This is a genomic window from Truepera sp., assembly GCA_032027045.1.
Taxonomy (GTDB): domain Bacteria; phylum Deinococcota; class Deinococci; order Deinococcales; family Trueperaceae; genus JAAYYF01.
The window spans coordinates 2,814,689-2,840,659 of record JAVSMU010000001.1 but is presented as its reverse complement, the minus strand read 5'-3'; the positions used below and the strand labels follow the sequence as shown (position 1 = coordinate 2,840,659).

28 protein-coding genes are annotated in these 25,971 nt (G+C 67.7%); 10 read left to right on the top strand and 18 right to left on the bottom strand.

The features are described from left to right. Window positions 1–29: 29 nt before the first annotated feature. The 4 genes from ROY82_12830 to ROY82_12815 all read left to right on the top strand — a co-directional run bounded on the left by ROY82_12830 (window position 30) and on the right by ROY82_12815 (window position 5,397). Complete coding sequence (locus tag ROY82_12830) at window positions 30–521, top strand: Rrf2 family transcriptional regulator (GenBank protein MDT3683345.1); 492 nt, start codon at window positions 30–32, stop codon at window positions 519–521. Window positions 522–543: 22 nt separating this feature from the next. Continuing rightward, window positions 544–1,602: an L-glyceraldehyde 3-phosphate reductase gene (mgrA, locus tag ROY82_12825; protein MDT3683344.1), complete on the top strand. Its 1,059-nt coding sequence runs from the start codon at window positions 544–546 to the stop codon at window positions 1,600–1,602. A 2-nt stretch (window positions 1,603–1,604) separates the two neighbouring features. After that, entirely contained in the window at window positions 1,605–3,260 is a 1,656-nt protein-coding gene (gene pgi / locus ROY82_12820; GenBank protein ID MDT3683343.1) for a glucose-6-phosphate isomerase, read from the top strand. A gap of 127 nt (window positions 3,261–3,387) precedes the next feature. Next, window positions 3,388–5,397: a S8 family serine peptidase gene (locus tag ROY82_12815; protein MDT3683342.1), complete on the top strand. Its 2,010-nt coding sequence runs from the start codon at window positions 3,388–3,390 to the stop codon at window positions 5,395–5,397. A gap of 138 nt (window positions 5,398–5,535) precedes the next feature. On the opposite strand, the gene ROY82_12810 is transcribed toward ROY82_12815, so the two are convergent. Beyond that, complete coding sequence (locus tag ROY82_12810) at window positions 5,536–6,012, bottom strand: hypothetical protein (protein ID MDT3683341.1); 477 nt, start codon at window positions 6,010–6,012, stop codon at window positions 5,536–5,538. Between the two features lie 193 nt (window positions 6,013–6,205). On the opposite strand from ROY82_12810, the gene ROY82_12805 reads away from it, so the two are divergent. Next, window positions 6,206–6,877 carry an HTH domain-containing protein gene (locus ROY82_12805; GenBank protein MDT3683340.1) on the top strand — a complete coding sequence of 224 codons (672 nt, stop codon included), beginning with the start codon at window positions 6,206–6,208 and terminating at the stop codon, window positions 6,875–6,877. A gap of 26 nt (window positions 6,878–6,903) precedes the next feature. Further along, a complete protein-coding gene (locus ROY82_12800) occupies window positions 6,904–8,253 on the top strand; it encodes a hypothetical protein (GenBank protein MDT3683339.1) in 1,350 nt (449 codons plus the stop codon). Window positions 8,254–8,447: 194 nt separating this feature from the next. On the opposite strand, the gene ROY82_12795 is transcribed toward ROY82_12800, so the two are convergent. Genes ROY82_12795 through ROY82_12780 form a run of 4 tightly spaced genes read right to left on the bottom strand, consistent with a single transcriptional unit; the run spans window position 8,448 to window position 12,325 of the window. Continuing rightward, window positions 8,448–9,344, bottom strand: coding sequence for a cytochrome c (locus ROY82_12795; protein ID MDT3683338.1), 897 nt, complete (start codon window positions 9,342–9,344; stop codon window positions 8,448–8,450). A gap of 13 nt (window positions 9,345–9,357) precedes the next feature. Beyond that, window positions 9,358–9,618, bottom strand: coding sequence for a hypothetical protein (locus ROY82_12790; GenBank protein MDT3683337.1), 261 nt, complete (start codon window positions 9,616–9,618; stop codon window positions 9,358–9,360). Beyond that, window positions 9,615–10,886, bottom strand: coding sequence for a cytochrome c (locus ROY82_12785; protein ID MDT3683336.1), 1,272 nt, complete (start codon window positions 10,884–10,886; stop codon window positions 9,615–9,617). Before ROY82_12785 ends, ROY82_12790 begins: the two co-directional genes overlap by 4 nt. Continuing rightward, the gene (locus ROY82_12780; protein ID MDT3683335.1) at window positions 10,883–12,325 is read right to left on the bottom strand and encodes a cbb3-type cytochrome c oxidase subunit I; all 1,443 of its coding nucleotides are present in this window, start codon (window positions 12,323–12,325) and stop codon (window positions 10,883–10,885) included. The genes ROY82_12785 and ROY82_12780 overlap by 4 nt, the downstream gene beginning before the upstream one ends. A gap of 290 nt (window positions 12,326–12,615) precedes the next feature. Here ROY82_12780 and ROY82_12775 point away from each other — a divergent pair, with 290 nt between their 5' ends. Further along, on the top strand, window positions 12,616–12,834 hold the full coding sequence (locus tag ROY82_12775; GenBank protein MDT3683334.1) for a hypothetical protein: 219 nt from the start codon (window positions 12,616–12,618) through the stop codon (window positions 12,832–12,834). On the opposite strand, the gene ROY82_12770 is transcribed toward ROY82_12775, so the two are convergent. Further along, window positions 12,831–13,022 carry a hypothetical protein gene (locus ROY82_12770; GenBank protein ID MDT3683333.1) on the bottom strand — a complete coding sequence of 64 codons (192 nt, stop codon included), beginning with the start codon at window positions 13,020–13,022 and terminating at the stop codon, window positions 12,831–12,833. The two genes, ROY82_12775 and ROY82_12770, sit on opposite strands and share 4 nt — an antisense overlap. Before the next feature lie 38 nt (window positions 13,023–13,060). Here ROY82_12770 and ROY82_12765 point away from each other — a divergent pair, with 38 nt between their 5' ends. After that, window positions 13,061–13,738, top strand: a complete 678-nt coding sequence (locus tag ROY82_12765; GenBank protein ID MDT3683332.1) for a hypothetical protein — start codon at window positions 13,061–13,063, stop codon at window positions 13,736–13,738. A gap of 258 nt (window positions 13,739–13,996) precedes the next feature. On the opposite strand, the gene ROY82_12760 is transcribed toward ROY82_12765, so the two are convergent. The 4 genes from ROY82_12760 to ROY82_12745 form a co-directional block, all read right to left on the bottom strand. After that, window positions 13,997–14,218 carry a helix-turn-helix transcriptional regulator gene (locus ROY82_12760; GenBank protein MDT3683331.1) on the bottom strand — a complete coding sequence of 74 codons (222 nt, stop codon included), beginning with the start codon at window positions 14,216–14,218 and terminating at the stop codon, window positions 13,997–13,999. Between the two features lie 2 nt (window positions 14,219–14,220). Then, window positions 14,221–14,673 (bottom strand): hypothetical protein, encoded by a 453-nt coding sequence (locus tag ROY82_12755; protein MDT3683330.1) that lies wholly within the window; start codon window positions 14,671–14,673, stop codon window positions 14,221–14,223. 216 nt (window positions 14,674–14,889) lie between these two features. Beyond that, on the bottom strand, window positions 14,890–15,462 hold the full coding sequence (locus ROY82_12750; protein ID MDT3683329.1) for a DUF5655 domain-containing protein: 573 nt from the start codon (window positions 15,460–15,462) through the stop codon (window positions 14,890–14,892). Continuing rightward, window positions 15,459–16,331 (bottom strand): helix-turn-helix domain-containing protein, encoded by an 873-nt coding sequence (locus ROY82_12745; GenBank protein MDT3683328.1) that lies wholly within the window; start codon window positions 16,329–16,331, stop codon window positions 15,459–15,461. The genes ROY82_12750 and ROY82_12745 overlap by 4 nt, the downstream gene beginning before the upstream one ends. Window positions 16,332–16,561: 230 nt before the next feature. Between ROY82_12745 and ROY82_12740 the strand changes: the two genes are divergently transcribed. Next, window positions 16,562–16,927 carry a VOC family protein gene (locus ROY82_12740; protein MDT3683327.1) on the top strand — a complete coding sequence of 122 codons (366 nt, stop codon included), beginning with the start codon at window positions 16,562–16,564 and terminating at the stop codon, window positions 16,925–16,927. Between the two features lie 22 nt (window positions 16,928–16,949). Here the strand turns inward: ROY82_12740 and ROY82_12735 are convergent, their stop codons facing one another. Further along, the gene (locus tag ROY82_12735; protein ID MDT3683326.1) at window positions 16,950–18,215 is read right to left on the bottom strand and encodes a crosslink repair DNA glycosylase YcaQ family protein; all 1,266 of its coding nucleotides are present in this window, start codon (window positions 18,213–18,215) and stop codon (window positions 16,950–16,952) included. A 243-nt stretch (window positions 18,216–18,458) separates the two neighbouring features. Between ROY82_12735 and ROY82_12730 the strand changes: the two genes are divergently transcribed. Further along, complete coding sequence (locus ROY82_12730; protein MDT3683325.1) at window positions 18,459–18,965, top strand: hypothetical protein; 507 nt, start codon at window positions 18,459–18,461, stop codon at window positions 18,963–18,965. 28 nt (window positions 18,966–18,993) lie between these two features. Here the strand turns inward: ROY82_12730 and ROY82_12725 are convergent, their stop codons facing one another. The 7 genes from ROY82_12725 to ROY82_12695 form a co-directional block, all read right to left on the bottom strand. Further along, window positions 18,994–19,341 (bottom strand): hypothetical protein, encoded by a 348-nt coding sequence (locus ROY82_12725; protein ID MDT3683324.1) that lies wholly within the window; start codon window positions 19,339–19,341, stop codon window positions 18,994–18,996. Then, window positions 19,338–20,126 carry a galactokinase family protein gene (locus ROY82_12720; GenBank protein MDT3683323.1) on the bottom strand — a complete coding sequence of 263 codons (789 nt, stop codon included), beginning with the start codon at window positions 20,124–20,126 and terminating at the stop codon, window positions 19,338–19,340. Before ROY82_12720 ends, ROY82_12725 begins: the two co-directional genes overlap by 4 nt. Further along, on the bottom strand, window positions 20,123–21,184 hold the full coding sequence (locus ROY82_12715; protein ID MDT3683322.1) for a UDP-glucose--hexose-1-phosphate uridylyltransferase: 1,062 nt from the start codon (window positions 21,182–21,184) through the stop codon (window positions 20,123–20,125). The genes ROY82_12720 and ROY82_12715 overlap by 4 nt, the downstream gene beginning before the upstream one ends. A 6-nt stretch (window positions 21,185–21,190) precedes the next feature. Further along, a complete protein-coding gene (locus ROY82_12710; protein MDT3683321.1) occupies window positions 21,191–22,039 on the bottom strand; it encodes a carbohydrate ABC transporter permease in 849 nt (282 codons plus the stop codon). After that, entirely contained in the window at window positions 22,036–23,154 is a 1,119-nt protein-coding gene (locus ROY82_12705; protein ID MDT3683320.1) for a sugar ABC transporter permease, read from the bottom strand. Before ROY82_12705 ends, ROY82_12710 begins: the two co-directional genes overlap by 4 nt. A gap of 236 nt (window positions 23,155–23,390) precedes the next feature. Next, window positions 23,391–24,623, bottom strand: a complete 1,233-nt coding sequence (locus ROY82_12700) for an ABC transporter substrate-binding protein (protein MDT3683319.1) — start codon at window positions 24,621–24,623, stop codon at window positions 23,391–23,393. 72 nt (window positions 24,624–24,695) lie between these two features. Continuing rightward, a complete protein-coding gene (locus tag ROY82_12695; GenBank protein ID MDT3683318.1) occupies window positions 24,696–25,829 on the bottom strand; it encodes a hypothetical protein in 1,134 nt (377 codons plus the stop codon). Window positions 25,830–25,971: the final 142 nt, after the last annotated feature.

Sequence of the window (25,971 nt, the reverse complement as noted above, 5' to 3'; positions counted from 1 at the left end):
ACATCCGCGTTTCCTGCTACCGTTTAGACGTGGCCCAGACCGCCGTTGACTCACCCTTTCGGACCATCCTTCGCAAGGAGGAGAGCTACGCGATCCACGCGCTCATCTACGCCGCGGAGAACCCCGGGGCCGCTGCCGCCAAGATCGCTCGCGACCTCCACATGCCCGCGGCGTTCCTGGCCAAGGTCTTGAGGCGCCTCGCTCAGGCCGAGTACGTGCTGAACCGCCAGGGGCGGAACGGCGGCGTGACCCTCAACATCGACCCGTCCAAGGTCTCGCTCCTCGACGTCATCGAGACCGTGTCGGGACCGCTCATAGTAGACACGTGCCAGACCAAGACCCGGTGCCCCACGCAGCAACGCAAGGGTCACTGCCGCCTGAACGTGGCATGGATCGGCACCTCGCTTGCCATCCGCGAAGTGCTTGACGGGGTGCAGCTATCGCAGCTCATCGACGACAGCGAGACCCCGGCGCTCGGCAGCGCCAAGGCAGGCAACGGGCGCATGAGCGCGGAGGCCTGACGGGTAAGGGCTAACCTGGGGCATGAACGACGCCCCGACGATGACTTACGCCCGCACCGGCCGTTCCGGCCTTCTGCTACCCAAGGTCTCACTAGGACTCTGGCACAACTTCGGCTACGATCGGCCGCTCAAGACCATGAGCGACATCCTCATGCGTGCCTTCGAGTTGGGCATAACGCACTTCGACCTGGCGAACAACTACGGACCGCCCGCGGGGTCCGCCGAGAGCAACTTCGGCAAGATCCTCGCCACCGACTTCGCCGGCCTACGTAACCGGTTGGTGATCTCCACCAAGGCGGGCTACGACATGTGGCCCGGCCCCTACGGCGAGTGGGGCTCGCGCAAGTATCTCCTTTCGAGTCTGGAGGAGAGCCTGAAGCGCATGCGGCTCGACTGGGTAGACATCTTCTACAGCCACCGGTTCGACCCCGACACGCCGCTCGAGGAGACGCTCGGCGCCGTCGCGAGCGCAGTGCACCAGGGCAAGGCGCTGTACGCGGGCATCTCGTCATACTCGGCGGAGAAGACCCGCGAGGCGGTCAAGATCCTCCGTGAGGCCGGCGCGCCCCTGCTCATCCATCAGCCGTCTTACTCCATGTTCAACCGCTGGATAGAGCACGGGCTGCTCGACGTGCTGGGCGACGAGGGCGTGGGTTGCATAGTGTTCTCGCCCCTCGCACAGGGGCTGCTCACCTCGCGCTACCTGCGGGTCGAACCCAGCGACGTGGAGCACACGCTGCCCGCCGACTCGCGCGCCAGCCGCGCCGACTCCTTCAAGCCCAAGATGCTCACGCCCGAGGCGCTCGAGCGGGTCCACGCCCTGGCCGACATAGCCAAGAGGCGCGGCCAGACGCTCGCCCAACTCGCGCTCGCCTGGTGCCTGCGCGACCCGCGCGTGACCTCCGTCCTCATCGGCGCCTCCAGCGTGGCCCAGCTCGAGGAGAACGTCGGCGCGCTCGCCAACCTCGAGTTCAGCGACTCCGAACTGGAGGAGATCGAAGGCCTAGCGGTCGAGGGGAACATCAACATCTGGCGGCGCTCGAGCGAGGCGGGCGGCGAGCCGCCGGCACAAAGGAGGTAAGCGTGAAGCGCCATCCGGATCGTAACGCCGACGCCTGGGAGGCGGTGGGCCGCCACCAGCAGCAGATGAAGGACGTGCAGCTCGAGGACCTGTTCGCCGGCGACGCCAAGCGCTTCGAGGCGTTCTCGCTGCAGGCCGGCGAGCTCTTCATAGACCTCAGCAAGAACCGCATCACGAGCGAGACCGTGAAGCTGCTCCTCGAACTGGCGGCGGCGAGCGGCGTGGACGAGCGCAAGCGCGCCATGTTCGAGGGCGAGCACATCAACCTGACCGAGGACCGCCCCGTGCTTCACGTGGCGCTGCGCAACCGCTCCAACACCCCGATCTACGTGGACGGCCACGACGTCATGCCCGAGGTGAACGCCGTCCTGGCGCAGATGGAGCGCTTCGCAGGCGCCGTGCGCGGCGGTGAGTGGCGCGGGTACACGGGCGAGCGCATCACCGACGTCGTGAACGTGGGCATAGGCGGCTCGCACTTGGGGCCGCAGATGGCCGTCACCGCGCTGCACCCCTTCACCACGGAAGCCCTGCGGGCACACTTCATTTCGAACATCGACGGAGCGGCGATGACCGACGTGCTGGCGGGGCTGCGGCCCGAGACCACGCTGTTCATCATCTCGTCAAAGACCTTCACCACGCAGGAGACGATGACGAACGCCCACACGGCGCGCCGCTGGCTCGTCGAACACCTCAAGAGCGAGGAGGCGGTGGCGAGGCACTTCGTGGCCGTGTCCACGAACCTCGCGAAGGTGGCCGAGTTCGGCATCGCCAAGGAGAACGTGTTCGCCTTCTGGGACTGGGTTGGCGGGCGCTACTCGCTCTGGTCGGCCATCGGCCTGTCGATCGCCTTGGCCGTGGGGTTCCGGCGCTTCGTGGAGTTGCTCGAGGGCGCCCACGAGATGGACCAGCACTTCCTCAACGCTGAGCCGGCCCGGAACGCGCCCATGCTCATGGGCCTGCTGGGCGTGTGGTACGGCAACTTCTTCGGCGCGCAGAGCGCCGCCGTGCTGCCCTACGACGAGTCGTTGCGCTACCTACCGAGTTACTTACAGCAGGCGTTCATGGAGTCGAACGGCAAGGACGTGGACCGCGCTGGAAACCCGGTGACTTGGCAGACGGGCGCCATAATCTGGGGCTCGCCCGGGACCGACGGCCAGCACGCGTACTACCAGCTCCTCCACCAGGGCACCAAGCTCATCCCGGCCGATTTCATCGCGCCCGCGAAGCCCCTGCACCCGCTGGTCGAGCATCACGACATCCTCCTCTCCAACTTCCTCGCCCAGACCGAGGCCCTCATGCTCGGCCGCACCCCGGACGAGACGCGCGCGATGCTCGTCGAGCAGGGCGCGCCCGCCGAGCGCCTCGAGCTCCTGACGGCCGCGAAGTCGTTCCGCGGCAACCGGCCGACCACCTCCATCCTCATGCCGCAGCTAACGCCGCACGCGCTGGGCAACCTGATAGCGCTTTACGAGCACGCGATCTTCACTCAAGGCGTAGTCTGGGACGTCAACAGCTTCGACCAGATGGGCGTGGAGCTCGGCAAGGAACTCGCAACGAACCTCTTGAGCGAGGTCCGTGCGGGCGCCGCGAAGCCCGGCGCGCACGACGCGTCTACCAGCGGCCTGCTGGCACACATCGGGGAGTTGCGCAGTAGCTGACAGAACGTTGGATGAAGGCTCGCTTCACGCGCTTGTCACGGAACGGGCCGGCGAGTGCGATATCTAAGGTGATAGCCGCCGGCGCCCGGACTTCCTTGTCAGTGGGCGTGGCACGAACGGAGTTCACATGAAGAGGGACGCCAACCCCACCCCTCGTCCGTCCGCCCGCAGGTGGGTCCTCCTCGCGCTGCTCGGCACGGCCGCCCTCGTGGTCTTGGCCGGCTGTGTGCAACTGGGGCCGCGCCCCGATGTGCGGCTGAAGACCCCGACGCTCGAGATGAACGGCTTCACCCAAGCGACGGCGCAGGTCATAGGTTCGGGCGACTGGGAGCTGGAGGTCGTTCCGGACAACTTGGCCGCCGATGGCGCGATCGTCGTCTCGCCCAGCCAGGGTAACGGGGACGCCTACGTGACGGTCACCGTCGATCCCTCCCGCATGCCCCGCGTGGACGTCGGGTTCAGGCTGAAGCTCACTGCCAAGTGGCGCGGCCCGGACATCGTGGTCATGAGCCAATACTTCACCTTCTCCTTCCCCGAGGTCACGGGTCAGGCGGTGGGCGGACCGGCCAGCTCGGCGCTTGGCGTCGCGGAATCGGCCCCGGACACCCTGTCCACCGCGGCGTTCGAGCCCTCCACCGACGAGGCCCTCGCCTCGGCCCCGGTCACCACGCTGATGGTCGGACTGGGGTCCGAGGGCCTCGTGCTCGGCCAGGACGGCGTGGCCGGCGCGCCCCTCGCGGCGGCCAAGCTGGCGGTCGCCTCCACCCTCGGGAGCCTGGGCCTGGCGGCTTCCACCGACTCGTTCGACGCGGCCCGCCTCACCCTGGTGGACGTGCCCACCGCCGACGCCGTTCGCGTGGCGGAGGCCCTGCGCGCCACGCCAGGGGTCCGCTACGTGGAGTTCCCGCGGCGGCTGTATCCCGCAAGCACCGACCCGCTCCGGTCGCAACAGTGGAACCTCGACCTGTTGGGCGTGGAGCCCATGTGGGGCGACGCGGGCGGGGCCGGGGTGACCATCGCCATCCTCGACCAGGGCTTCCTCCCGTCGCACCCCGACCTGCGGGACAACGTGGCCGGGACCTACGACGCTGTCAGGGGCGGAAGCGACATCACGGTCACCAGGGCGGCGTGCGAGACTCACGGCACCCACGTGGCGGGCATCGCCGCGGCGGTCGCCAACAACGGCCTCGGCGTGGCAGGCGTGGCGCCGTACGCCAGGCTGCTGCTCGTGAACCTTGGCGACGACGCCACTAGCGATTGCACCATGAGCACGACGGCCCTCGTCAAGGCCTTGGATTACGTGGCCAACGGCGGCGAGCCGCTGGCGGACGTCATCAACATGAGCCTTGGAGGTAGCGGCGACCTCGGGAACGCGGTCCATGACGCGATCAAGGCAGCGGCCGGCCTCGGCATCAGCCTGGTTGCGGCGGCGGGCAACGACAAATACAGTTGCCCCGACAATTTCACCACCAAACCCGTCTCCTACCCGGCCGCCTACCCGGAAGTGCTGGCCGTGGCCGCAACCGGCCCAGACGAGCAGCGCGCCTGTTACAGCCACATGGGAAGTGAGATGTTCATCGCGGCCCCCGGCGGCACGCCGGCGGAGATGATCCTCAGCACCATCGCCATCTTCGACGCCCAGGGCCGCCTGGCGGGACCCGACTACGGCACCATGTCGGGCACCAGCATGGCGTCCCCCGCCGTGGCAGGCGTGATCGCCATGCTGCGCAGCGCCGACCCGGGGGCGAGCGCCGCGCAGATCGCCGACGCCATCGCCACCACGGCGGTGGACAAGGGCACCACGGGCCGCGACCCGGAGTACGGTTGGGGCTTCATCAACCCGGCAGCCGCCTACAACGCGCTGATCGGCACTCCGCCGCCTCCCCCCGCGCCCGTTCTCGATCTGATGCTGCGCGTTCCCGGCTATCCGGACGCCTTGCTGGACGCCGACCGCAAGTTCACGCTCATAGACGCACTGCCGGGACCCCTCAAGATCGAGGTCGGGAGCGACGACAACGGCAACGGCGTGCTGGGTGAAAGCGGTGAGTGGTACGGCGAGCAGACCATCACTGTGGCCCTCGGCACGTCCGAACCGCCCTTGAACCTGGTCAACGTAGTGGTGACGCAGGTTCCGTAGCCGTTCCAGACTCTGTCAGGACGGATAGCGCCACGTTTGGAAACGTGGCGCTATCCGTTCTGCTTGCTTGTGCCGTCGGCCGACCATTCGGTCAGGCGCGGCGCTCGGGTCGTTTCGGGTTCTGGAACTCCTTATCCGTTACGGGTTCAGGAGCTTCTGGTCCGTAGCCGCGTCAACGAGCACGAGCCTGATGTGGTAGTGCGGTTCGGCCATGCCGGGGTGCCCGCCGTTGTAGGTGATCTCCACGTGGTCGACTGTCTTGCCCGTCTTGGCCAGCACGCCCGTGGCCAAGTCGGACCAGTTGGTCGCCGTCTGCATGGCGCTGATGGGCACCATGAAGAGGACTTCGACGAGGCTACCGTCCGAGCCGTACGAGAGCCAGGGGCCGACGGGTGCGTTCGCCGGGTCGATGAACAGGGCGCCCACGCCCGGGATGAAGTCCGGCAGGGGAAGCAGCGTCGACACACTCACGTACGGGGCCGGAGGCGGCGACTTGGCTAGTTCTGCATCCTGGGCAGCGGCGAACGGTAGGACGAAGAGGGCGAGGACCGCCAGGCCGCCAACCAGGCGACGACCGAACGAACCTCTCGAGCTGACTTCTTGGTGGTAATTCATGACCTCTCCCTTCGATGTTCTTGGTCGCACGGACGCTCAGCAGGGCGCTCGTTCACCTCGACGAGATTAGCACCCAAAATCACTAATGTAAGGTACATATGTTATTGTTCAGGCCTAGCGCCGGGCGTGTCTCCGTGAAAGGCCCAGCCGCCGGGGTAATGTTTCACGTGAAACATCGGGAAGGAGTGAGTCCGTGACGCAAGGAAAGGTTCCTACGGCAGCGCAGCAACCGCCTCCTAGCACTCGCGAGGCGCTCCTGCAGCAACTGCTCCACACCAAGCCGGAGGGCCTGACCCTCGACGAACTCGCGGCCCTGCTGGGCGTCACGCGCAACGCCGTGCGCCAGCAGGTAACGGCCCTGGAGCGCGACGGGCTGGTGGCCCCGATCGGCCTGAGGCCCAGCGGTCGCAGGCCGAGCCGGACCTACGGGATGACCGAGCGGGGCCGGGAGACGTTCCCACGCCGCTACGACATGCTGTCGCTGGGCATGCTCCGGGCGCTCCGGGACCGCCTCGGGGACGAAACCGCCGAGTCGGTTCTCGCTACCATGGCGGACGACCTGGCCGCCGAGCTGTTGCCCGCGCTCGAGAGACTCGACGCACCGTCCAGGCGCGCGGCAGTGATCGAGAAGATGAACGAACTCGGATACCACGCGCGCCTCGCGGCGGACGGCGAGTCCATCGAGGCAATCAACTGCATCTACCACCGCGTTGCCCAGGAGACGCGCGCCGTTTGCCGCTTCGACGAACGGTTGATCTCGCTCCTATTGGGAACCGAGGTGCGGCTCACGTCCTGCATGGCGGACGGCGAGGGCAGCTGCGCGTTCGCCGCGTTGGCCTCGCTTGACGAAGCCCGCCCGTCCTGACGCGGCGTTGCGGTGATAATGACCTGATGCATTCACCGCTAGCTCTTGAACGGCGCCGCGCGGCCGTGGGGGCGCATGCCCGGGCGTTATCGGCTCTCACCTTGGCGTTGCTTCTTGTTCTGCCGCCATCGCTCGCTTTCGCAGCCGACCCAACACCGCCACCGGCCGCACTCGACCTCAGGCCCGTGGCCGTGCCGGTCCCGCTGGGTCCGGGCAAGGTCATCGACGCGTTCCAGTTCGACTCGGCCTTCACCAAACAGAGCACCGCGGGCAGCGCGGAAGCGGACCTCGCGGAGGTTCTCATCGGCACGCGCTCCCTGAAGGTGACGACCGACGGCGACGGCGCACAGGTCAACATCCGGGCCCGCAACCTGGGGCCGCTCGACCTGAGTGGGGCGTTCCTGAAGCTCGGCCTGAAGCTGAACGGCGTGCAGCACCTCGACTACCTGTACGTGTACTTGAGCACCGACGGCTTCGAGACCTACGACGCGTTCCCCGTCCTTACCGGCCGTAGGGACAAGGCCGACACTTACGCCCTCGACGACGACTGGTTCACGATCACCTCCAGCTTGGGGCTGACCAGCGGTGGCACCGCACCGAACATCGACCTCAGCCGGGTGACCGACATCCAACTCAGCCTCAAGGACCAGGGCGACGGTCCGGTGACGGCTTGGTTCGATGTGCTGGCGACCGTGCCGCGCCCGCCCCGCGGGAAGGTCTCGCTGGTGTTCGACGACGCGCGAGACGGCGCTTTCCGGTTCGGCCTACCACTGGCGCAGGCCTTGGGTCTCAAGGCGAGCATCGCGGTCATCGTCGACCTGATCGGCCAACCGAGTTTCATGACCCTGGAGGAGTTGCAGATCGCCGAGCGGTTCGGGGGTTGGGAGGTCATCGCGCACCACAAGACCCCCCTGGAGTCCGGTGGCCTCGACACCCTCTCGGACGAGGACCTGGTGTCCGAGTTGGCCGGCGTGAAGTCGTGGATACTCGAGCATGGCTTCAGGCGCGGTGCCGACGTCATCGCCTACCCATACGGCGGCTTCGACGAGGCGTCGCTCGCGCGCGTCCATGAGTACTTCGCGGCGGGCCGAACCATCGTCCGTTCACAGGGGCTCGAGACCTGGCCACCGGCGGACCCCTACCGGTTACGCGCGCTGAGCGTCTCTCTCCTCGACACGCCTGCGGTCATCAACGCGGCCATCGACCGCGCGGCCAGGGAGCACAGCTGGTTGGTGCTGGTGTTCCATCAGATCGTGCCCGAGGTGAGCGACATAGACACCTGGTACTTCAGCCAAGACCTGGCGTCGGTCTTCGCGCACCTGGCCGGCGCCGACGTGGACGTCGTACTACTGTCGGACGCGGTGTTCGGCCGCTGAGCTTGGGGGCCGCTCGGCTCGGCGTAGAACGCGCCATTGGGTTCAGCGTGGGGCGCGCCGTTCGGTTCGGGGTGGGGCCCTCCGTGCGGTTCGGCGTGGGGGGCCGCCGTTCGCTGCGGCGCCGGGAGCGCCCCGTGCCGCACCGCGCGGGGCGCGCCGCGCTGGGCGCTCCCCGCAAGCGTGCACCTGCTCGACTATCTCAAAGCGCCTACCTGGTCGGCGGTAACGGTGGGGGCCGAGTTGCCGAAACTCGTGCGCTCGTGGTTCACGACGGCGGCCACCTCCTCGTCCGTCAGCTGTCCCGCGAACGCCGGCATGGCCGCGGCGTAGCTGACGCCGTCGATGGTCGAACCCTGTTTGCCGTGCAACACGGTACTGATGTGCTCGGTAGGGTCGGCGGCGGTCACGACCGGGTCACCCGCCAACGGCGGGAACACGCCCGGCAGGCCCTGTCCGCCGGCCTGGTGGCAGGCCGCGCAAAGGTTGGAGTAGAGGGCCTCCCCTTTGGCACCGCCCTGGCCCGTGGGCGCGCCGGCGGGCCCGCCGACTGCGCCAGGAGCCTGGCTCGTCTGGGCGGTGGTGGAACTGAACGTGGGCGTGGACGCGAAGTCGGGAGACGGGTTCCAGTGACGCACCCCGTAGAACACCCCGAAGGCAACGATGAACAAGACGAGCACCCAAGTCCAGGTGGGGATGGGCGCCGGGGTCTCGGCGCGCGACGGTTCCCAGTACTTCTCGTTCGCGCCGCCGTAGGCGTTGACGAGAATCTGCACCTTCCCGTCGAGGACGTCGCCCGGGGTCAGGCCGTGTAGGGCAATCCCCGGGCCGTTCCGCACCGTGAAGGGCACGACGCGAACACCTTTCGTGCCGGAGGAGTCGCGCGCCTCGATGCGCAGGACGTGGTCTCCGTCGTCCAGTTGCGTGGAGTCGAGCTCGAAGCTGACCGGCGGCCGGTAGCTGACGATGGGCTCGGTGCCGCCGTCAAGGTACACGTCGATACGGCTAAGGTCTTCCCTCGACGCGGCGTTTTCGCCCGGGCCGACTGGAACGCCGCCCGGAAGGCCGCCGGTCTCGTTTCGCTCGTCGCTCATGGCAGAAACCCCCTCACCGGTCGTCCCGCAGGATCCGGCGCTTGATGTGGCCGGCGCCGGCTTCGCCCGGTTTGAAGAAGAACTTGATCGTGAAGAACGTGACGAGCAGCGTGATGATCACGCCCGCGACCACGAGGACGTACTCGTAGCTGCCCGCCGGGTCGGCAACGTGGTGGCCGGCCGGCAGCAGCGTGAAGTGCTCGAGGGGATCGGTCCCTCCGTGGCCGTTCATCTGGTTCTGAAGCGTGAGAACCAGGCTGAGGAACGTAGTCATTGCCCGCCTCCGCGCAGGGCGGCCACGTCCGCAGGGGTCACGAGCGGCGCCGAGTTACCCCAACTGGTCCGTTCGTGGTTGACGACGGCGGCGATCTCCTCGTCGCTGAGCTGTGCCGCGAACGGCGGCATGGCCGCACCGTACGTGACGCCGTTGATGGTCGAGCCCTGCTTGCCGTGCAGCACCGTGGTCACGTGCTCGGTGGGGTCGTCGGCCGTGACCACCGGGTCGTCCGCCAGCGGCGGGAACGCGTTCGGGATGCCCTGCCCCGTGGCCTGGTGACAGGCGGCGCAGTGGGCGGTGTAGGTGGCGCTGCCCAACTCCTCGTCCCAAGAGATCGGCGCTTCTTCTGCGGCGGGGGTAGTTGCCTCCTCGGCTGCGGGTGGAGCGGGAGTGGTCGGTTCTTCAGCGGTGACCGGCGCGGCCGGCTCTTCGGCGGCGGCCGGCGCGGCCGGCTCTGGCGTCGCGGCTGGGGCCGGGGCGGCTTCCGGCTGCTCCGGCGTGGCCGGTGCTTCCGAGGCTTCTGGCTCGGCGGCGGCTTGCGGCTCGGCGGCCGGTTCGGGTTCGGCGGCGGCTTCCGGCTCGGTCGCGGCTTGCGGCTCGCCGGCCGGTTCGGGCTCGCCGGCCGGCGCCGGCTCAGCGGCCTCCGGCTCCAGGGTAACTGGAGCGGCGGTCAAGGACGGTTGCTTCAGCGAGAGCAAGTAAGCCACCAGGGCCTCGCCCTTCTCGTTGGGAACCACCAGCGAACCGTCTTTGGGCGCGAAGTGGGCGGGCACCGGCACCGCGGTCTTGCCGCTCGGCACCGTAGTCACGCGGTCGAACAGCCAGGGGTAGGCGGGCATGACTGAGTCCGGCACCACCGAGCGCGGGTTGTAGAGGTGCATGTACTGCCACACGTCGCTCGACTGCCTGGCGCCCACGTTGGTGAGGTCGGGTCCGGTCCGTTCACTGCCGAGCACGGCCGGGGCGTAAGGCGCCCACCATGAGCTCGGGGTCACGTAGGCGTAGTCGCCGGGGGCGGAAGGCCGGCCCCAAACGGCGTCCATCTCGAGGGGGCGCACCTGTTGCGTGTGGCACGCCACGCAGCCTTCGGCAACGTAAACGTCGATGCCGCGCTGCACGATCTCGGTCATGGGCTGCGCCCCAGGCATCGGTTCCGAGTTGTTCTGCACCCAGATGGCCGGCAAGATGCCCACGATGAGCGACAGGCCGATGAAGCCGAAGCAAATGACGCTGAAGAGCAACCAGTGGTTCTTGTGGAAGTTCACTGCGCTACCTCGGCCACCGGCGCCTTGGCGGGGCTGGTGGCGGGACGGGGGCGCATGGTCCACATGTTGTAGGCGAATATGCAGTGGCTCAAGAACATGAGCGTGCCGCCCACGGCGCGCCAGAGCCAGTACGAGGCCATGGCCTTGACCGACTCGATGAACGGCGATCCGCTCATCCAGCTGAGTCCCTGGATCGTGCCGCCGAACATGAGGGCCGTCGCGTAGAGCACGAGGCCGACGACGGCGAACCAGAAGTGCACCCCTACCCAGAACTGGGGTGGTTCGTGGCCGGTAAGCCGGGGAAGGATGCCGTACAGGGCGCCCCAGATGAGCAGCACCACGAAGCCGTACATAGTGAGGTGCGAGTGCGCCACGGTGTAGTTGGTGAAGTGCCACAGCCCCTGCACGCTGCGGAGCGCCTCGAGCGACCCCTGGGCGGAGAAGAGGAAGTACGAGATGACCCCCGCCAGGATGAACGGCAGGCTGTACGAGCGGGCGATGGTGCGGAAGCTCCCACGCATGGTGAGCAGGAAGTTGCCGGTGCCGGCGGCAAGCGTGATGATCATGCCGACGCTGAAGATGATGGCCACCGTCTGCAGCCACCACGGCGTGGGCGCGAAAACGAAGTGGTGCGCCCCGATGAGCGAGTAGAAGACCATCTGCGTCCAGAACGCCAGGACGCCCAGGGAGTACGAGTAGATGGGCTTGTTCAACAACTTCGGCAGCACGTAGTAGGTGAGGCCGAGCACCACCGGCGTGAACCACATGCCCACGCCCATGTGCATGTAGTAACCCTGGATGACCGTCTCACTGATGGCGTTCTGTTGGTAGAAGGGTATGTAGGCGATGACCAGCAGTGGGATGGTCCAGAGCAGGCCGCCCATGATGTACCAGTTGGAGATGTAGATCTCCTCGATGCCCCGGTCGGCGATGGTGCGGATGAAGTTGTAGGCGATGAGGATGACGCCGGTGGCGAACACTGCCTGGACGGGCCAGATGAACTCGCGGTACTCCTGGCCACCGTTGTTGATGCCGGCCATGAGCAGCAGGTCGCCCGCCAGCACGGCGATGTTCACGAGCCAGAGGCTGACCCAAGCGAGCGGGTAGGACCAGAGCCGCCGCTGGCTGGTGCGGGGCACGACGTAGAGGGCCGCCGCCATCATGGCCAGCGAGGACCAGCCCCAGAAGACGGTGTTGGTGTGCACGGGACGCAGCCGGCCGTAAGACAGCCACGCGATGTGTTCCATATCGGGGGCGGCGAACTTGAGGCTGAGGTAGAGCCCGATCAGGGTGCCCCAGATGAGCCAGACGGTGGCCCACGACGCGTAGGAGTAGATGAGCCGCGTCCAGGCGGTGTCGGTGTCGGCCACCGGTTCGACGCTCGTCTTGCTGATGGCTAGCGGTCGTCCGACCCTGAGTACGGGGGCGTTCTGCGCCATCAGCCGGGCCCGCCTTCCCTGTCGAAAAAGTGGTCTTGGTGCGCGCTCGAGTCAGAGATCACGTTGCCTCCCGTTTCCACGTCATGCGGCGCTGCCGGACACCCGGCGGCCCCCGAACGACGAGTGGCAGCCAGCGGCGAACCAACGTTCGCAGGACGAGGTGCTTTCGGCATGATAGTCGTTCGCGGTCGTTCTAGGACCGATTCGTCGATTGAACGTCGGTTGGCAAGTTGAGTGCCTTGACTTGGGTCAAGGGCGTGCGGCTGCGGGCGCTGCGCCGAGACGACCGTGTGAACGACATCGTTCCGAGGCACTTCGTACAGACGGCGAACCGCGCCGGCATCGACGAAACCCTTGCTCGGGAATGGATGGCGGACGTCGCCGCGAAGGTTCCTACTGCGATCCAAGCCGTCACCCCTGCAGGGCACGCTCATGAAGCCACGGCGCTTCTTGACGCGATAGCCACAGGGATGGCGAAGCGCTCGGCCCTGGTGGGGATGGGCGGCTAGGGCTTCACGAACGCCAGGACCCAGCGCCCCAGCGCCGCAACGCGAGCGTGCTCGGCCGCGCCCGCTTCGTGTGGGACGACCGGCCGCGACGTTATCCACCGCCAAACCCACGTCGGCATGCCGCTCATCACGCCGGCCGGCGCGTTCTCGCCCGAGCCGCCGCCAGTCAGCGCCTCGGCGGACTTCACTTAAACCAGATTTAAGAGCTCGCCAGTAACTTCGGCACATGAGAACCACTGGACTGCTAGCCCTAGCCCTCACGGTCGCCCTCCTCTCGGCATGCGGCGCCCAACCCCAACCTCAGCCGCAGGCCGAAGTGGTGATCACCTCACCGCAACCCGACCAGGAGTTCGTCGCAGGTAGCGCCATCCTCGTCGAGGGAAGCGTGGTGGACGGCGCCGGTGTCAAGGTTACCGTCGGTGGAGGAGCGCCGGTCACGGCCACTCTCGCCGCCGCCTCGGCCGGTAGGCGCGCGTGGTCGGCGGAACTGGCGGCGCCTGCGCCGGGTAGTCACACCATCACCGCCACCGCAACCGGGCTCGCGGGTGGGCCCAATACCGCGAGCGTGGCCGTCAAGACCACCGCGTTACGGGCATCGGGCAGGTGGGACGGCGAGTTCGGCGTTTATGACGGCACGCCCGAGCGCGAGAAGATAACCGGGGGCAGCATGGTCGTCTTGTACAGCAACAACTGGTTCCGCATGTTCTTCGGCGCCATCGAGGTGACTGGCACGACCGACGACTGGGACCTGATCGACAAAGAGGGCTTTCGTATCACGGGCACCTATCACGCCGCGGGTGAGGCGAACAGGGACGGAAACGTGATGTCCGAGCCGTTCGTCGAGTACGACGCGGTCTTGGCCGGTGGGGAGATCATCGAGGGATACGCGACTAACGAAGACTGAGCGCCTGCGCTTTGGGGGCGTCGTGAGCCAGCCAAAGTTAGTAGCGGCGCTCCCACCGCTTCCACCCGATCGACATCACTACGCTATCTGCCTTGCGTCTCGTTCACGATCACGGGCATCTGTCCGCGCCAACGCCGCCGGGTCGCTGGGTCAGCCGTGAGCTCGGCCATGAACCGGGCGACGTTCGCCATGCTCGTCTTGCCCGGCCGGTGGCGCGAAGCAGCGAGACGCCGGTGCGCGGGGTGTCGGAGGCCGTTACTACTCCTCCTCCGGGTAGCCGAACACCCGCTCCAGCGGAACGCCGAACGCACGCGCGATCTTGAAGGCCACCTCGAGCGAAGGGGAGTAGCGACCCTGCTCGATGGCGATGATGGTCTGGCGCGTCAACCCGACCCGGTCGGCCAGCTCCGCCTGCGTCATCTCGCCGGCGGCGAAGCGCAGCGCGCGGATGTCGTTCGTCACCCGCGTCGGCTTGGTCATGGCTAGAACCCCCGGCGGTACGCGACGAGCCTGACCACGGCGCTCACCAGCCCACTCAAGACCAGCGCCGCGAACGCGCCGTTGGCGATCCAGAAGTGCGGCACCTCCAGCATGGCCAGGGCCAGCACGCCGACCGTCAGCGACGACACCACGTAGAACCCCGCGCGGTCGCCGCGCGCCCCGATGGAAGCGTCGCGCTCGTCCTTGCGGTCGATGGCCTTCGCCGAGCCGCTACTGGTCACCTCGGCCCTGATCGCCGCACCAGCCGTGAGCACGACGGCACCCACGATGTTGCCGACGATCATCGCGACCACGGCGATGATCAGCGGCCGCTGATACGCGATCTGGTCCACGGGGACCCGGCCGAACCCACCGAACGCGGTCCAGCCGTACCAGGCCGCCGCCAACAGCGTGACTACGCCACTCACCCACGTCGTTCTCTCTTCTTGCGACATCGTCGCCTCCTCGAGGGCCGGGGCCCTTGGCGTCAAACATCCTTTACATCAGGAGTGTAAAGAACAGGCGACTTCATGTCAAGTATCTTAGACATCGGTGGGCGTACGCCTCGCCACCACTTGCGCCCAGGAAAGAACGCGCCGGCATGGTGAGCCTCGGGGCCTCCAGCCTCGCCCCCAAGCGCGCCCCGCACCCATCGGCGCGTCAGCGCGGCTTCACGCGGCCGCTTCGTACGCCGCCCGCACGTACCCCACGAACTCGTCGTCCGCCTCGTCCGCCGACGTCAGGTACACGCGGTGCGTGCACATCTGCCCGGCCGGGAGCGACTCCAAACGCTCTGTCGTCGCGGCGCCGCGGTGGTTGATGCCCACCTCGAGCCGGCCACGCGAGCCGGGGCCCACCGTGGCGAACTGCTTCGCCCGGCGGAGGCTGACGTACGCCTTCTTGGGCGCCACTTCGAACTGGCCCATGCCCTGCAGCCGCGCGAGAACGGCCTCGTGCAGCGGCCGCAGTTCTGCCTTCTTACCGGCGTAGATTGCGTCAAGAGGATCGGCGGGCGAGGCGGCGACGCCGGTTGCGGCCTCGAGACGCTCCCGGAAGTCGTGCACCAGCATGTTGGCGTGGCCGTGGCCGAGGCCGAGCTTCTCCTTCAAGCGTGACACTAGCTCGCCGTGTTTCAACGTGCCCCAGCCACCCATCATCTCGAAGATCTCCTCGACGGACATGCCCGTCTGGGCCTCGACGTTCGCGGTGGCGGTCCGTACGTACTTGCTGGCCTTGTCGGTCATGCTCGCTCTCCCTCCACCACCTTGCGGATTGCCTCCTCGAAGCGGCCGAGGTCGCCGTGGAACCTGATGCCCCGCTCCTGCTCGTCGTCGATGGGTCCGACGATTACCCTGGACGACCGCAACACCGAACCCGCCTCGGTGGCTTCGATGGCAAGGGCCGTGTCCATCACGGTGCCGGCATGAAGGCGCGAACGGACCGCGTAGCGGCGCGGCGGGTCCCATTCGGTCACGTGGCCGTAGAAGTAGCCGCGCCCGTCGCCCCAATCCTCGTACTGCGCCCCACCGACGCGCGGCTCGAGCACCACGCGCTGCACGCGCTTCTCCCCGTACGTGTACGGGAACCACTTCAAGACCTGCTCTGCGTCGGTCAGCGCCGCGAACACGCGCTCGGGCGGCGCGGCGAAGCCGAGCTCGTTCTCCATTCGTATGACCCTCACCGATTCGTTCGCCATGGCCTCCTCCTCCAGATGCCGCTTCAGGGCGGTCATCTCGCTCGCGGCCGCGTCCGCGAAGCGGCCGACCCAACGTTCGTAGAACCCACGCAGCGGGGCCGCATTGATGTGGTTGAAGCGGTGCCGGCCGCGACGCTCTACCAGAACGATGCCGGCGTCCGTGAGCACGTCCAAGTGCTGCATGACGGCGAAGCGGGAGAGCTTCGGCAGGTGCTCAGCCAGCTCGCCTGTGGTCAGGGGGCCGCCCCTTAGGGCGTCGAGGATCTGGCGGCGCCAGGGGCTGGCGAGCGCTTTCCAGAAGGCGTCTGCGGCTCGGTCTGGGTCGGCGGATCGGCTAGGTTCGGCCCGCGTGGCGCCGGTGAGTCCGCCCGCGTAAGGAGAAGCGGCGGCGTTCGCGGCCACGAGACTGCTGGACATGTGATGTTTATATCACATGACGCCCGACATCGCGCCAGAAGGCGAAGGGCATCGGTGCAACAGGCACCCTCGCCGCGATCGCACCGGGCAACCACCGTAACCGCGTTCGCACCGGGGCAATCACCGTCGCGGCAGACACACCGGGGTAATCCCCGTCGGGCGCAACCACGCCGGGGTAATCACCGTCCCCGCCGCGGTCCAGCCGTTCCATGTGCCATCCTGAGGGCCTCATGCAGCCCGACGCGTTCCTCACCTTCCTGCCCACGCACGACCTCGACGCCGCCGACGGCTTCTACCGGGGCGTCCTCGGCCTCGAACTCGTCCGCGATCAGGGGACGTGCCGCATCTACCGCGTGCGGGAAGGCGCCTACGTAGGCTTCTGCCTCGGGAGTCCCGTCATCCCGGGACAGCACCGCGTGTTCCTCACCCTATTGGTGCGCGATGTGCAAGCCGCGTACGACGAGCTCACCGCGCGCGGCGCTCGGCCCAGCACGCCCGTCGAACACGTGGCGGCGTTCGGCATCACCCGCTTCCTCGTGCGCGACCCGCACGGCTACCTGGTGGAGGTGCAGCGCTTCGACCAAGCGCTGCCGTAGCCCCGCACGACCGTTGACCCGATCACTCCCCCGACGAGGCGGCCACCTTGCGCACCTCCTTGCGCAAGGCGACGGGGCGGATGGCACTCACGTCCAGCCTCTCGGCCGCCAAGAAACGCCGGAGGTTGGCGAAGCCCCGCCCCAAGGCGGTAGCGAAGGCCGCGTCCTTGCCGGTGGCGGGCTCCTCGAGCCAGAAGCCAAGCACCTGTAGCGTGTTGGTCGAGCGGTCGAGCTTCAGGTCGGCGCGTGCCACCAGCGCGTCGCCCCAGAGGATGGGTAGGACGTAGTAGCCCCACTTGCGCTTGTCGACGGGCTTGTAAACCTCCCACACGTAATCGAAACCGAAGACCTTGGCGGCTCGGCCGCGCGCCGACACCGGGTCGAGCGGGGCGAGGAAAGTCACGGCGTCGCTAGTGGTGAGGCCCACCGGCTGCCAGGCCTCGGGTACTCGCCCTGAAAGTAAAGCCTCGAGCAGAGGCAAGTCGGTTGCCAGCAGGTGCTGCTTGCCGCGCCGGCCCTCCACTTGAACGGCAACGAGTAGCCCGTCATGGGTCAGTTCGTCGAGGAGTTCGCGGACCTCCCCCACGCGGTAGGCGCCGGGAATGGGGAAGGCGCTGCCGCCCCGGTCGTGCAGACCCTCGAAAGCCACGCGCTTGAGCATCATGAACCGCTCGGCCTCGTGCGCCGGCGCCTCGCAGATGAGCTCGGCCGGTGCGATGCGCTCGGTCAGGTCGTAACTGCGCTCGAAGCGCTCGCGGCCGTGGATCATCACCTCGCCCGTGCGCCACAGGTGGTAGAGCGCCAGCGCGCTGTCCTTGCGGCCGCGGTAGCTGTTCACGCGGTTGCGCGAGGCCATGGCGAAGTCGCGGTTGCTCACTGGGCCCTCCTCGCGCACCACGGCCCGCATCTCTGCCAGCAGGGCGGCGTGCGCCTTGGCCCAGTCGGTATGTTGCGGCTCCTGTGCGGCCTCCACCATGTAGTGACGGAAGTAAGGCAGCTCCTCCATGGGACGCACGGCCAGCCAACCACCCCAATCGAAGAACTTGCGCTCGTCGTAGGTCGGCTGCTGCCAACTCTCCGGCGCGTAATCGGCCACGCGGGCGTGCAGCATCAGGTCCTGGCTGCGCGCCGTGATGTTCAGCGGGTCGAGCTGCAGGTGCTCGACGGCGCGCATCGCCTGCTCCGTGCCGCTGCGACCAGCCCAACGGCGCCCCGGCCACAAGCCCTGGCGGCCGAGGATGAAGCGGCGAGCAACGGGCTCGGGGATCACGAGGGGGTCTGCGGGCATGGCGGCACTATAAGGGGCGCAACGCTCGAACCCCGGCCTCCCTCGAAGGCCCCCGCTTAAGGGGAAATTAAGCGGCTTTCCGTAACCTCGATGCATGAGATCCACAGGATTGTTGACGTTCCTAGGTTGGGACGCCGCCCATCTTGCGTGCGGGGGCATCGGCTACGGGAAAGACCGTTTGGGAGGGCAGGCGATGACGAGCACCTATATCGGTGGCTCCGAGCCCCGGAGAGGCAGCACGAAATGAAACAGGTGGTCGTTGCGATATTCGCGCTTGCGGTGCTGTCGGTAGGGTTCGCCGGCGGATGGAACTTCGTCGAAAGGCATGACGACGCCCGCGACAAGGACACGAGTTACGTCCTGCTGAGGTCCGAGAACTCCGAAGACGGCAACGTCGTCGTCAGGTGTGACGGAGGCGACTGGCTGGAGATGTACGTCACCACTGCCGAACTACACATATCGAGGACCGAGCAAAAAGAGCCTGATAGCGCCACCTTCTGGTACGCGGCGACGACGTGGCAGTTCGATTCCGAGGCAGCCGTTACGGAACTGCTGAGCGTTGCAGTCAGTAAAGATGCAGTCTTCTTCAGCGGCGATGCGCTCGGGCACTTCCTGGCCGGCCTCGTGGATGGCGCAAGGCTCGAGGTTCGGGCCATGGGCGTGGCTGGGAACCAACTGACCTACAACTTTGACGTGACGGGTGGAACCGATGCCCTGCGCAACTTGAGTTGCATCTCGATCAACTTCTAGGCTTGCCGCCCCGGCCGCGGGCGGCCGGTTACGGCGTCAACGTGCTGGCCCCAGCGGCGGCATGGCACAAGTACAGTGCCGGACTCAACCCCGTGTCCGCCTCGTAGCACGCGGCCACCGCCTCCATGAAGGCCGCGGCGCCCGCCTCCTCCACCAGGGCCACAGCCGAGCCGCCGAAGCCTCCGCCCGTCATGCGCGCGCCGTAGCACGCGTCTTGGTCTCGAGCGCACTCGACCATCTTGTTGAGGGCGTCCGTGGTCACGTCGAAGTCGTCCCTGAGGCTGTCGTGGCTCTCGTTCATGAGCCGCCCCATCGTCGTCGCGTCGCCTTCGCGCAACGCCTCGGCGGCCTCGAGCGTGCGGGCGTTCTCCGTCACCACGTGCCGGGCACGCCGGTAGACCGGCTCGGGGAGGCCGGCGGCCCCGGCTTCGAGCCGCTCGAGGGTGAGGTCGCACAACGCCGGCACCCGGTAGTGGCTCGCCGCCGCCTCGCCCGCCGCTCGTTGTAGCCGGAGTCGGTGTGAGAGTGGCGGGTGGCCGTGTCCATGACCACCACGGCCGTGTTCGGCGGCAGCGTGACCGGCTCGGTCGCGAGCGTCCGGCAGTCTATGAGCAGGGCGTACCCCTCGCGGCCCGCCGCCGAGATCAGTTGGTCCATGATGCCGGTGTTGGCCCCGACCCAGCCGTTCTCGGCACGCTGGCCGAGGCGCGCCATCTCCTCCTCGTCCCAGGGGAAGCCCGACACCTCGTGGAAGGCCCTCAGCGTGGCGAGCTCCACGGCCGCCGAGCTCGAGAGGCCGGAGCCGAGCGGAACGTTGCCGCCGAGGACGCCTTCCCAGCCCGCCAGCGAGTAACCCGCCTCCTGCAGCGCCCAGGCGACGCCCTTCACGTACTCGAGCCAGCCCTCTCCCCGCTCCAGGCCATCCAGCTCGAAGGTTCCCGACGCGCCGAAGTCGAGGGCATGGACCCGCACGCTGCGATCGGAACGGGGCCGCAGCGCGACCCACATCGTGCGGTCGATAGCCATGGGCAACACGAAGCCGTCGTTGTAGTCGGTGTGCTCGCCGATGAGGTTGACGCGCCCGGGCGCCCGCACCACCACCTCGGGCTCGCCGCCGAACCGTTCGCGGAAGGCGCCTAAGACGCCCGCTAAGTCGCTCATCGGCCCGCCGGCGCCTCGAGGTAGTGCCGCCCCGATTGCTCGCGGAGCCTGGCCGCGGCACCCTCGGGGGTGAGGTCGCGCTGCGCCTCCGCCAGCCACTCGTAAGACGCGACGAACTTCTGGACGCTGGCGCTTCGCAACAGGGGCGGGTAGTAGTGAGCGTGGAGCTGCCAGTGCGCCCCACCCGTACCCGACGGCGCGCCGTGCCAGCCGGAGCAGTAGGGGAACGACGTCTCGAAAAGGTTGTCGAACTTGACGAACATGATCTTCAGGACGCTCGCGAGGGCGTCCCGCTCCTCGTCGGAGAGGTCGGTGAGGCGCGCCACCGCCCTGCGCGGCAGCACCAACGCCTCGAAGGGCCAGTAGGCCCAGAAGGGAACGACGACCAACCAGTGCTCGTTCTGGGTCACCACCCGCTCGCCGCGCTCGGCCTCGAGCCGCGCGTAGTCGATGAGCAGCGGCGAGCCGTGCGCCTCGAAGTAGCGCCGTTGCCGGTCGTCCTCCTTGGCCACCTCCACCGGTAGGAAGTCACTCGCCCAGATCTGCCCGTGCGGGTGTGGGTTGCTTGCCCCCACGATCTCGCCCTTGCTCTCGAAGATCTGCACCCAGCGCCAGCGCTCCTGCAGCTCGCGCTGCTGCGCCACCCAGAGGTCGACGACGGTGCGTAGCTGGGACGGGTTCATGAGGGCGAGCGTGAGGTCGTGGCGCGGCGAGAAGCACAGGACGCGGCACTCGCCCCGCACCGACTCGAACCGGAGGAGCCCGTCAGCGCGGGCGGCGGGCGTGTCCGGCAGCAGGGCCGCGAAGTCGTTCTCGAAGACGAACGTCTCGGTGTACTGTGGGTTCCTCACGCCCCCCGCCCGCTCGTTGCCCGGGCAGAGGTAACAGGTCGGGTCGTACTCGGGGCGCCGCTCGCCGGCCGCGGCTACCTTGCCCTGCCAGGGCCGCTCTGTGCGGTGCGGCGAGACGAGCACCCAGTCACCCGAGAGCGCGTTGTAGCGGCGGTGCGGATGTTTCTCGAGGTCGAACCTCGCCGGCTCGAGCGTCGGGTCAGCCAAGCGCCCTCATCCCTTCACCGAGCCCGCCAGGAGCCCGCGGATGAAGTAGCGGCCCAGCACGATGTAGATGAGGAGGGTCGGTAGGGCCGCCAGGATCGCCCCGGCCATGGGCAGGTTCCACTTCACCGCCTCGCCCCCCGCAAGCTGCGCGAGCGCCACGGTGATCGGCTGCGACGCCTGGTTCGTGAGCGTGACGGCGAACAGGAACTCGTTCCAGATCTGGGTGAACTGCCAGATGATCACCACCACGAAGCCCGACACCGACAGCGGGAACATGATGCGGGCGTAGATGCCGAAGAAGCCCGACCCGTCGATCTTGGCGGCCTCGAGCATCTCGTCGGGGATCTCGGCGTAGAAGTTGCGGAAGATGAGGGTCGTGATCGGCAGGCCGTAGACGATATGGGTGAGGATGAGGCCCCAGATGCTCCCGTAGAGCCCCACGCTCTTGAGGAACTGGAAGAGCGGGATGAGGATCGCCTGGTAGGGGATGAACATGCCGAAGAGCATGAGAGGGAAGACGATGCCGGCGCCGGGGAAGCGCCACTTAGAGAGCACGTAGCCGTTCAAGGAGCCCAGCATGGCGGAGCCGACCGTCGCGAAGACGGCCAGCACCAGCGAGTTCCGCAGCTTCGGGGCGAACGCCTGCCAGGCGGTGACGAAGCTGCCCCAGCTCCAGGGGTTGGGCAGGTTCCAGGTGGTCGCGAGTTGGATGTCGGTAGCCTCCTTGAGGGCCGTCACCAGCACGAGGTAGATGGGCAGGAGGTAGAAGATGGTCGCCAACACGAGGAGGAGGTAGACGACGGGCCGCCAGGGGCTGCGGCGCTTCTGGATCCGGGGCAGCGTGGTGAGGCTCATCGCCGCACCTCGCTCCGCAGGCTCGTCCACAGGTACGGCACGATGACGGCCGCCACCATGACCAGCAGCACCATGGCGATGGCCGCGCCCTCGGCGAACTGGTTGCCGCGGAAGGTGCGGAGGTACATGAGCAGCGCGGGCACGTCGGTGACGGCGTTGTCGGAACCCGCCATGGCCCAGATGAGGTCGAAGATCTTGAGGCTGATGTGGCCCAGGATGATCATTGCCGACAGCGTGATGGGCCCTAGCAGCGGGAGGATGACGTGGCGGTAGAGCTGCCACTCGCTGGCGCCGTCGCTCCGCGCCGCCTCGCGCAGCTCCTCGGGCACGCCGCGCAGGCCCGCCAAGTAGAGCGCCATCGTGTAACCGGACATCTGCCACACCGCCGCCAACACGATGCCTATGAACGCGACGTTGAAGCCATGCAGCTCGCTGTAAGGCAGGAACGTGAGGCCGGGGGCCCCGAAGCCGCCCCAGACGCCGAGCGCCAGCGCCACCACGCCGAGGGTCGCCCCGCGCCCGCGGCGCTGGTTGCGCCACGCCCGCCAGGCGAAGATCAGCAACACCAGCGCGACGATCACGGCGAGGTAGGCGGGGAGGTGCCGCCAGTCGAAGCGCCACACCTGTTGCCTGGTGGTGAGCCACGGCAGCTCGAGCTTAGGCAGCCCGACGAGCGTCGGCAGGACGTTCAGGCCGCCCTGCGGCTGGAGCATCCAGCGCCAGATGGTGCCCGTGACGATGAACGCCAGGGCGAATGGAAATAGGAAGATGGTGCGGAACACGGCCTCCCCGCGCACCCGCTGGTCGAGCAGGATGGCGAGGCCGAGGCCGAGGCCGAGGCAGCCGACGAGGAAGAACAGCGTGAAAAAGAAGGTGTTGACGAGGTCCTGGCGGAACCGCGCGTTGAAGCGCGAGGTGAAGAGCCCCACGTAGTTGGCCGCGCCGACGGGCTCGAGTTGCGGCTCGAGGGCGAGCGCCTGCGCCGGGTTGCTGCCCCAGTCGGTGGTCGACACGTAGGCGGTGCGCCCGATGAAGCCGTAAACGAAGATCGCCAACAAGATGAGCGAGGGCAAGAGCATCAGGAAAGCCGTCACGCGGTCGCCGTGGAGCTTCACGTCCTACCCCTCGTTTCTGCATGGCGCGCGCTGTGGCGCGGGCAATGGTGCGGAAGTTGGACCCTCGTGGAACTTGGACCCTAGCGGTACTCGAACCCTCGCGGTACTCGGACCCTCGCGGTACTCGGACCCTACCGGTACTTGGACCCTACCGGTACTTGGACCCTACCGGAAGGGGTGGCTCGCACCTAAGGACGCGCCACCCCTACCAATCAGTTCAGCCCGTCAGGACCGGGCTAGTTACCGATGTGAGCACGCCCCGCAAGCTCGGCGGCGAGGCTGGCGGCCTCGGCCGCGTCACGGTTGCTCAGGAACGTCTCCATGACGGTCGCGAAATCGCTCATGAACGTCTCGTTGGCAACGGCGCCGTGCACGAGCGAGCCCACCTGGGTGTCGCTCTGGTAGTCGGCGGCCGCAGACTTGCCGTAGGCGTTGTACTTCGAGAGGTCGCTATCGAGGCGCGGCGAGATGGAGCCCTTGAGGGGGTTGAAGATGTCTTGCCCCTTCTTCGAGCCGACCAGCTCGAGCCAGGCCAAGGCGTTGTCGCGGTCGGGGGCGCCCTTCGGCAGGCCGAAGGAGTCTGCGAGCAGTATGAACACCCCGTCGGTGCCGGGCGAGGCGGCCCAGGCGAAGCCCGTGCCGGGCTCGAGGCCGAGCGTGGTGGCCATGTAGCCGGCCGCCCAGTCGCCCATCACGTTGAAGGCCGCCTGGCCGTTAGCCACGCGGTCCGTGGCCTGCTGCCAGGAGAGGCCGGTGAAGTCGGCGTTGGTGCAAGCGAGGACCTTGTCGAAGGTCTCCCAGACCGCTTGGGCCTCGGGACTATCGAAGGCGACCGAGCCGTCCCACAGGCCGCGCCAGCCGTCCGGACCCATCTCGGCGACCGCAACGGACTCCCACAGGTGCTGGACGGTCCAGTTCTCGCCAATCACGAGCGGGGTGACGCCGGCCGTGCGTAGGGCCGGGCACGTGGTGGTCACGAACTCGTTCCAGTCGGCTGGAACCGTGACGCCCCACTTCTCGAGGTTGGCCGGCACGTACCACAGCACGTTCGAGCGGTGGATGTTGACGGGGACGCTCCAGATGCCCTTATCCGTGGAGATGAGGTCGAGGAGCCCTTGCGGGAAGGCCGTCAGCCACCCCTGCTCCTTGAAGAGGCTCGTGAGGTCCTCCATGCGATCGGCGACGACCCACGTGCCGATCAGTTCCTGGCCGGCATGGACCTGGAAGGAGTCGGGCGGGTCGCCCCCCAGCATCCGGGTCTTGAGGACCGCGCGGGCGTTCACGCCGGAGCCGCCGGTAACGGTGGCGTTGATGACCTCGACGCCCGGGTGGTCCGTTTCGTACTGCTTGATCAGTGCTTCCAAGGCCGGACCTTCATCGCCGGCCCACCACGAGAAGATCTCGACGGAGTTCTGCGCGAACGCTGCCGAGAGTACAAGCGTCGCCAATAGGACGAGTGCCTTTCGCATACGACCTCCTAATGCTTCGTTGTGAAGCTTATCACAGCCGTATCGGCTCAGACTGCGGGCCTTAAGGAGAAATTACGCCTGGGTGGGGTACCAGTCGGCGCCCAGCCAGGCCCTTGCGACCTCGGCCACTTCGTTCCTCGGCCCCCACCAGACGTGCATCTCGAACAAGTCGGCGACCGTGGGCTGGTGAGGCTCGAGCGCCCGACCGAGGACCTCCAGCTCACCGAAATCGCCGTGCCGGCCATCGTCGTTGTAGACGTAGGCGCTGTCCCCTTCATGATCGGCCAGGGCCGGCGGCTGTTCCAGGTAACGGCTGGAGGGCAGGTCGAGGAAGCGGCGCAAGTAGAGGTAGGCTCGGTCTTCCCCCAGCTCGTGCCCATCCGCCTCACGCCAGTAGAGCAACTGGCCGCGGTGCTCACCGCTGCGCACGCCCACCTTGTAGCGCTGCCGCCCGTCGACCTTGAGGTACAGGTGCTCTGCACCCCGTTTACGGTGAGCGTCGTCGATGGGCTCGAAGTAGTCCGTCAACCGCGCTCCCGCGCTGCCCGGCACCCAGGCGACGCCGCCCGCCGGCACCTGCGCTATGACCCAAGCCTGGCACGGCACCGTGCCGCCGTCGGAGGCCGTGCGCTGCAGCCGGACCTCCCGCGTCCAACCCAGGTGACGGACTACGGGCCTTGGGGCGCGTGGCCGCAGCGGATCGGCGGCACTTGGAGCTCCCCGTCGCAGGGGGTCGGCGGCACTTGGACCCACCCGCCGCAGGGGATCGGCGGCAGGGGCTAGGCGCTGAACCACGTCCAGCTGCAGCCTTTCGTTGCTGTCGCGCGCGACCAGCTCCAGCGTCTGCCTGAAACAGCCCGGCTCGCTCCGGTCGGCGGCCCAGGCGCCAGGGTCCATCGCCGGCTGCAGCTCGTAACTGCCGTCGAAGTCGCGCCTATCGTGGATCATGAACCGGATCTCGGGCGCCAGCCACAGCCGTTCGCCGCCCGTGTTCCAGTCCCGCTCGGTGAGTGCCCCGCCTGCGCCGGGAGCCCCGGCCGGCGTCGGCTGCAGCGCCGGCGAGACCCATAGGAGCGGGCGGCCGTCCTCGTCGAGCGGTATTGCCCTTGCTCCTCGCATGGAGGTGAGGAGGTGGCCGGCGCCACACGGTAGGAGCTGAGGCTCCATGCCTGCCGAGCGCCAAGCGTCCAGCCACGGGTGGGTCATGGGGTGAGGATACCGGCTTCTCGACTTCTGGCTCGCTGAATCGAGGGGGCGGTGAGTGTTGAAGGTGAGAATGGCGCGTCGTTCGTCTGTGCGCTATTCGTCTGTGAACGGCGAGGGTACATCGCCCGGGTTGGCCCTCCGC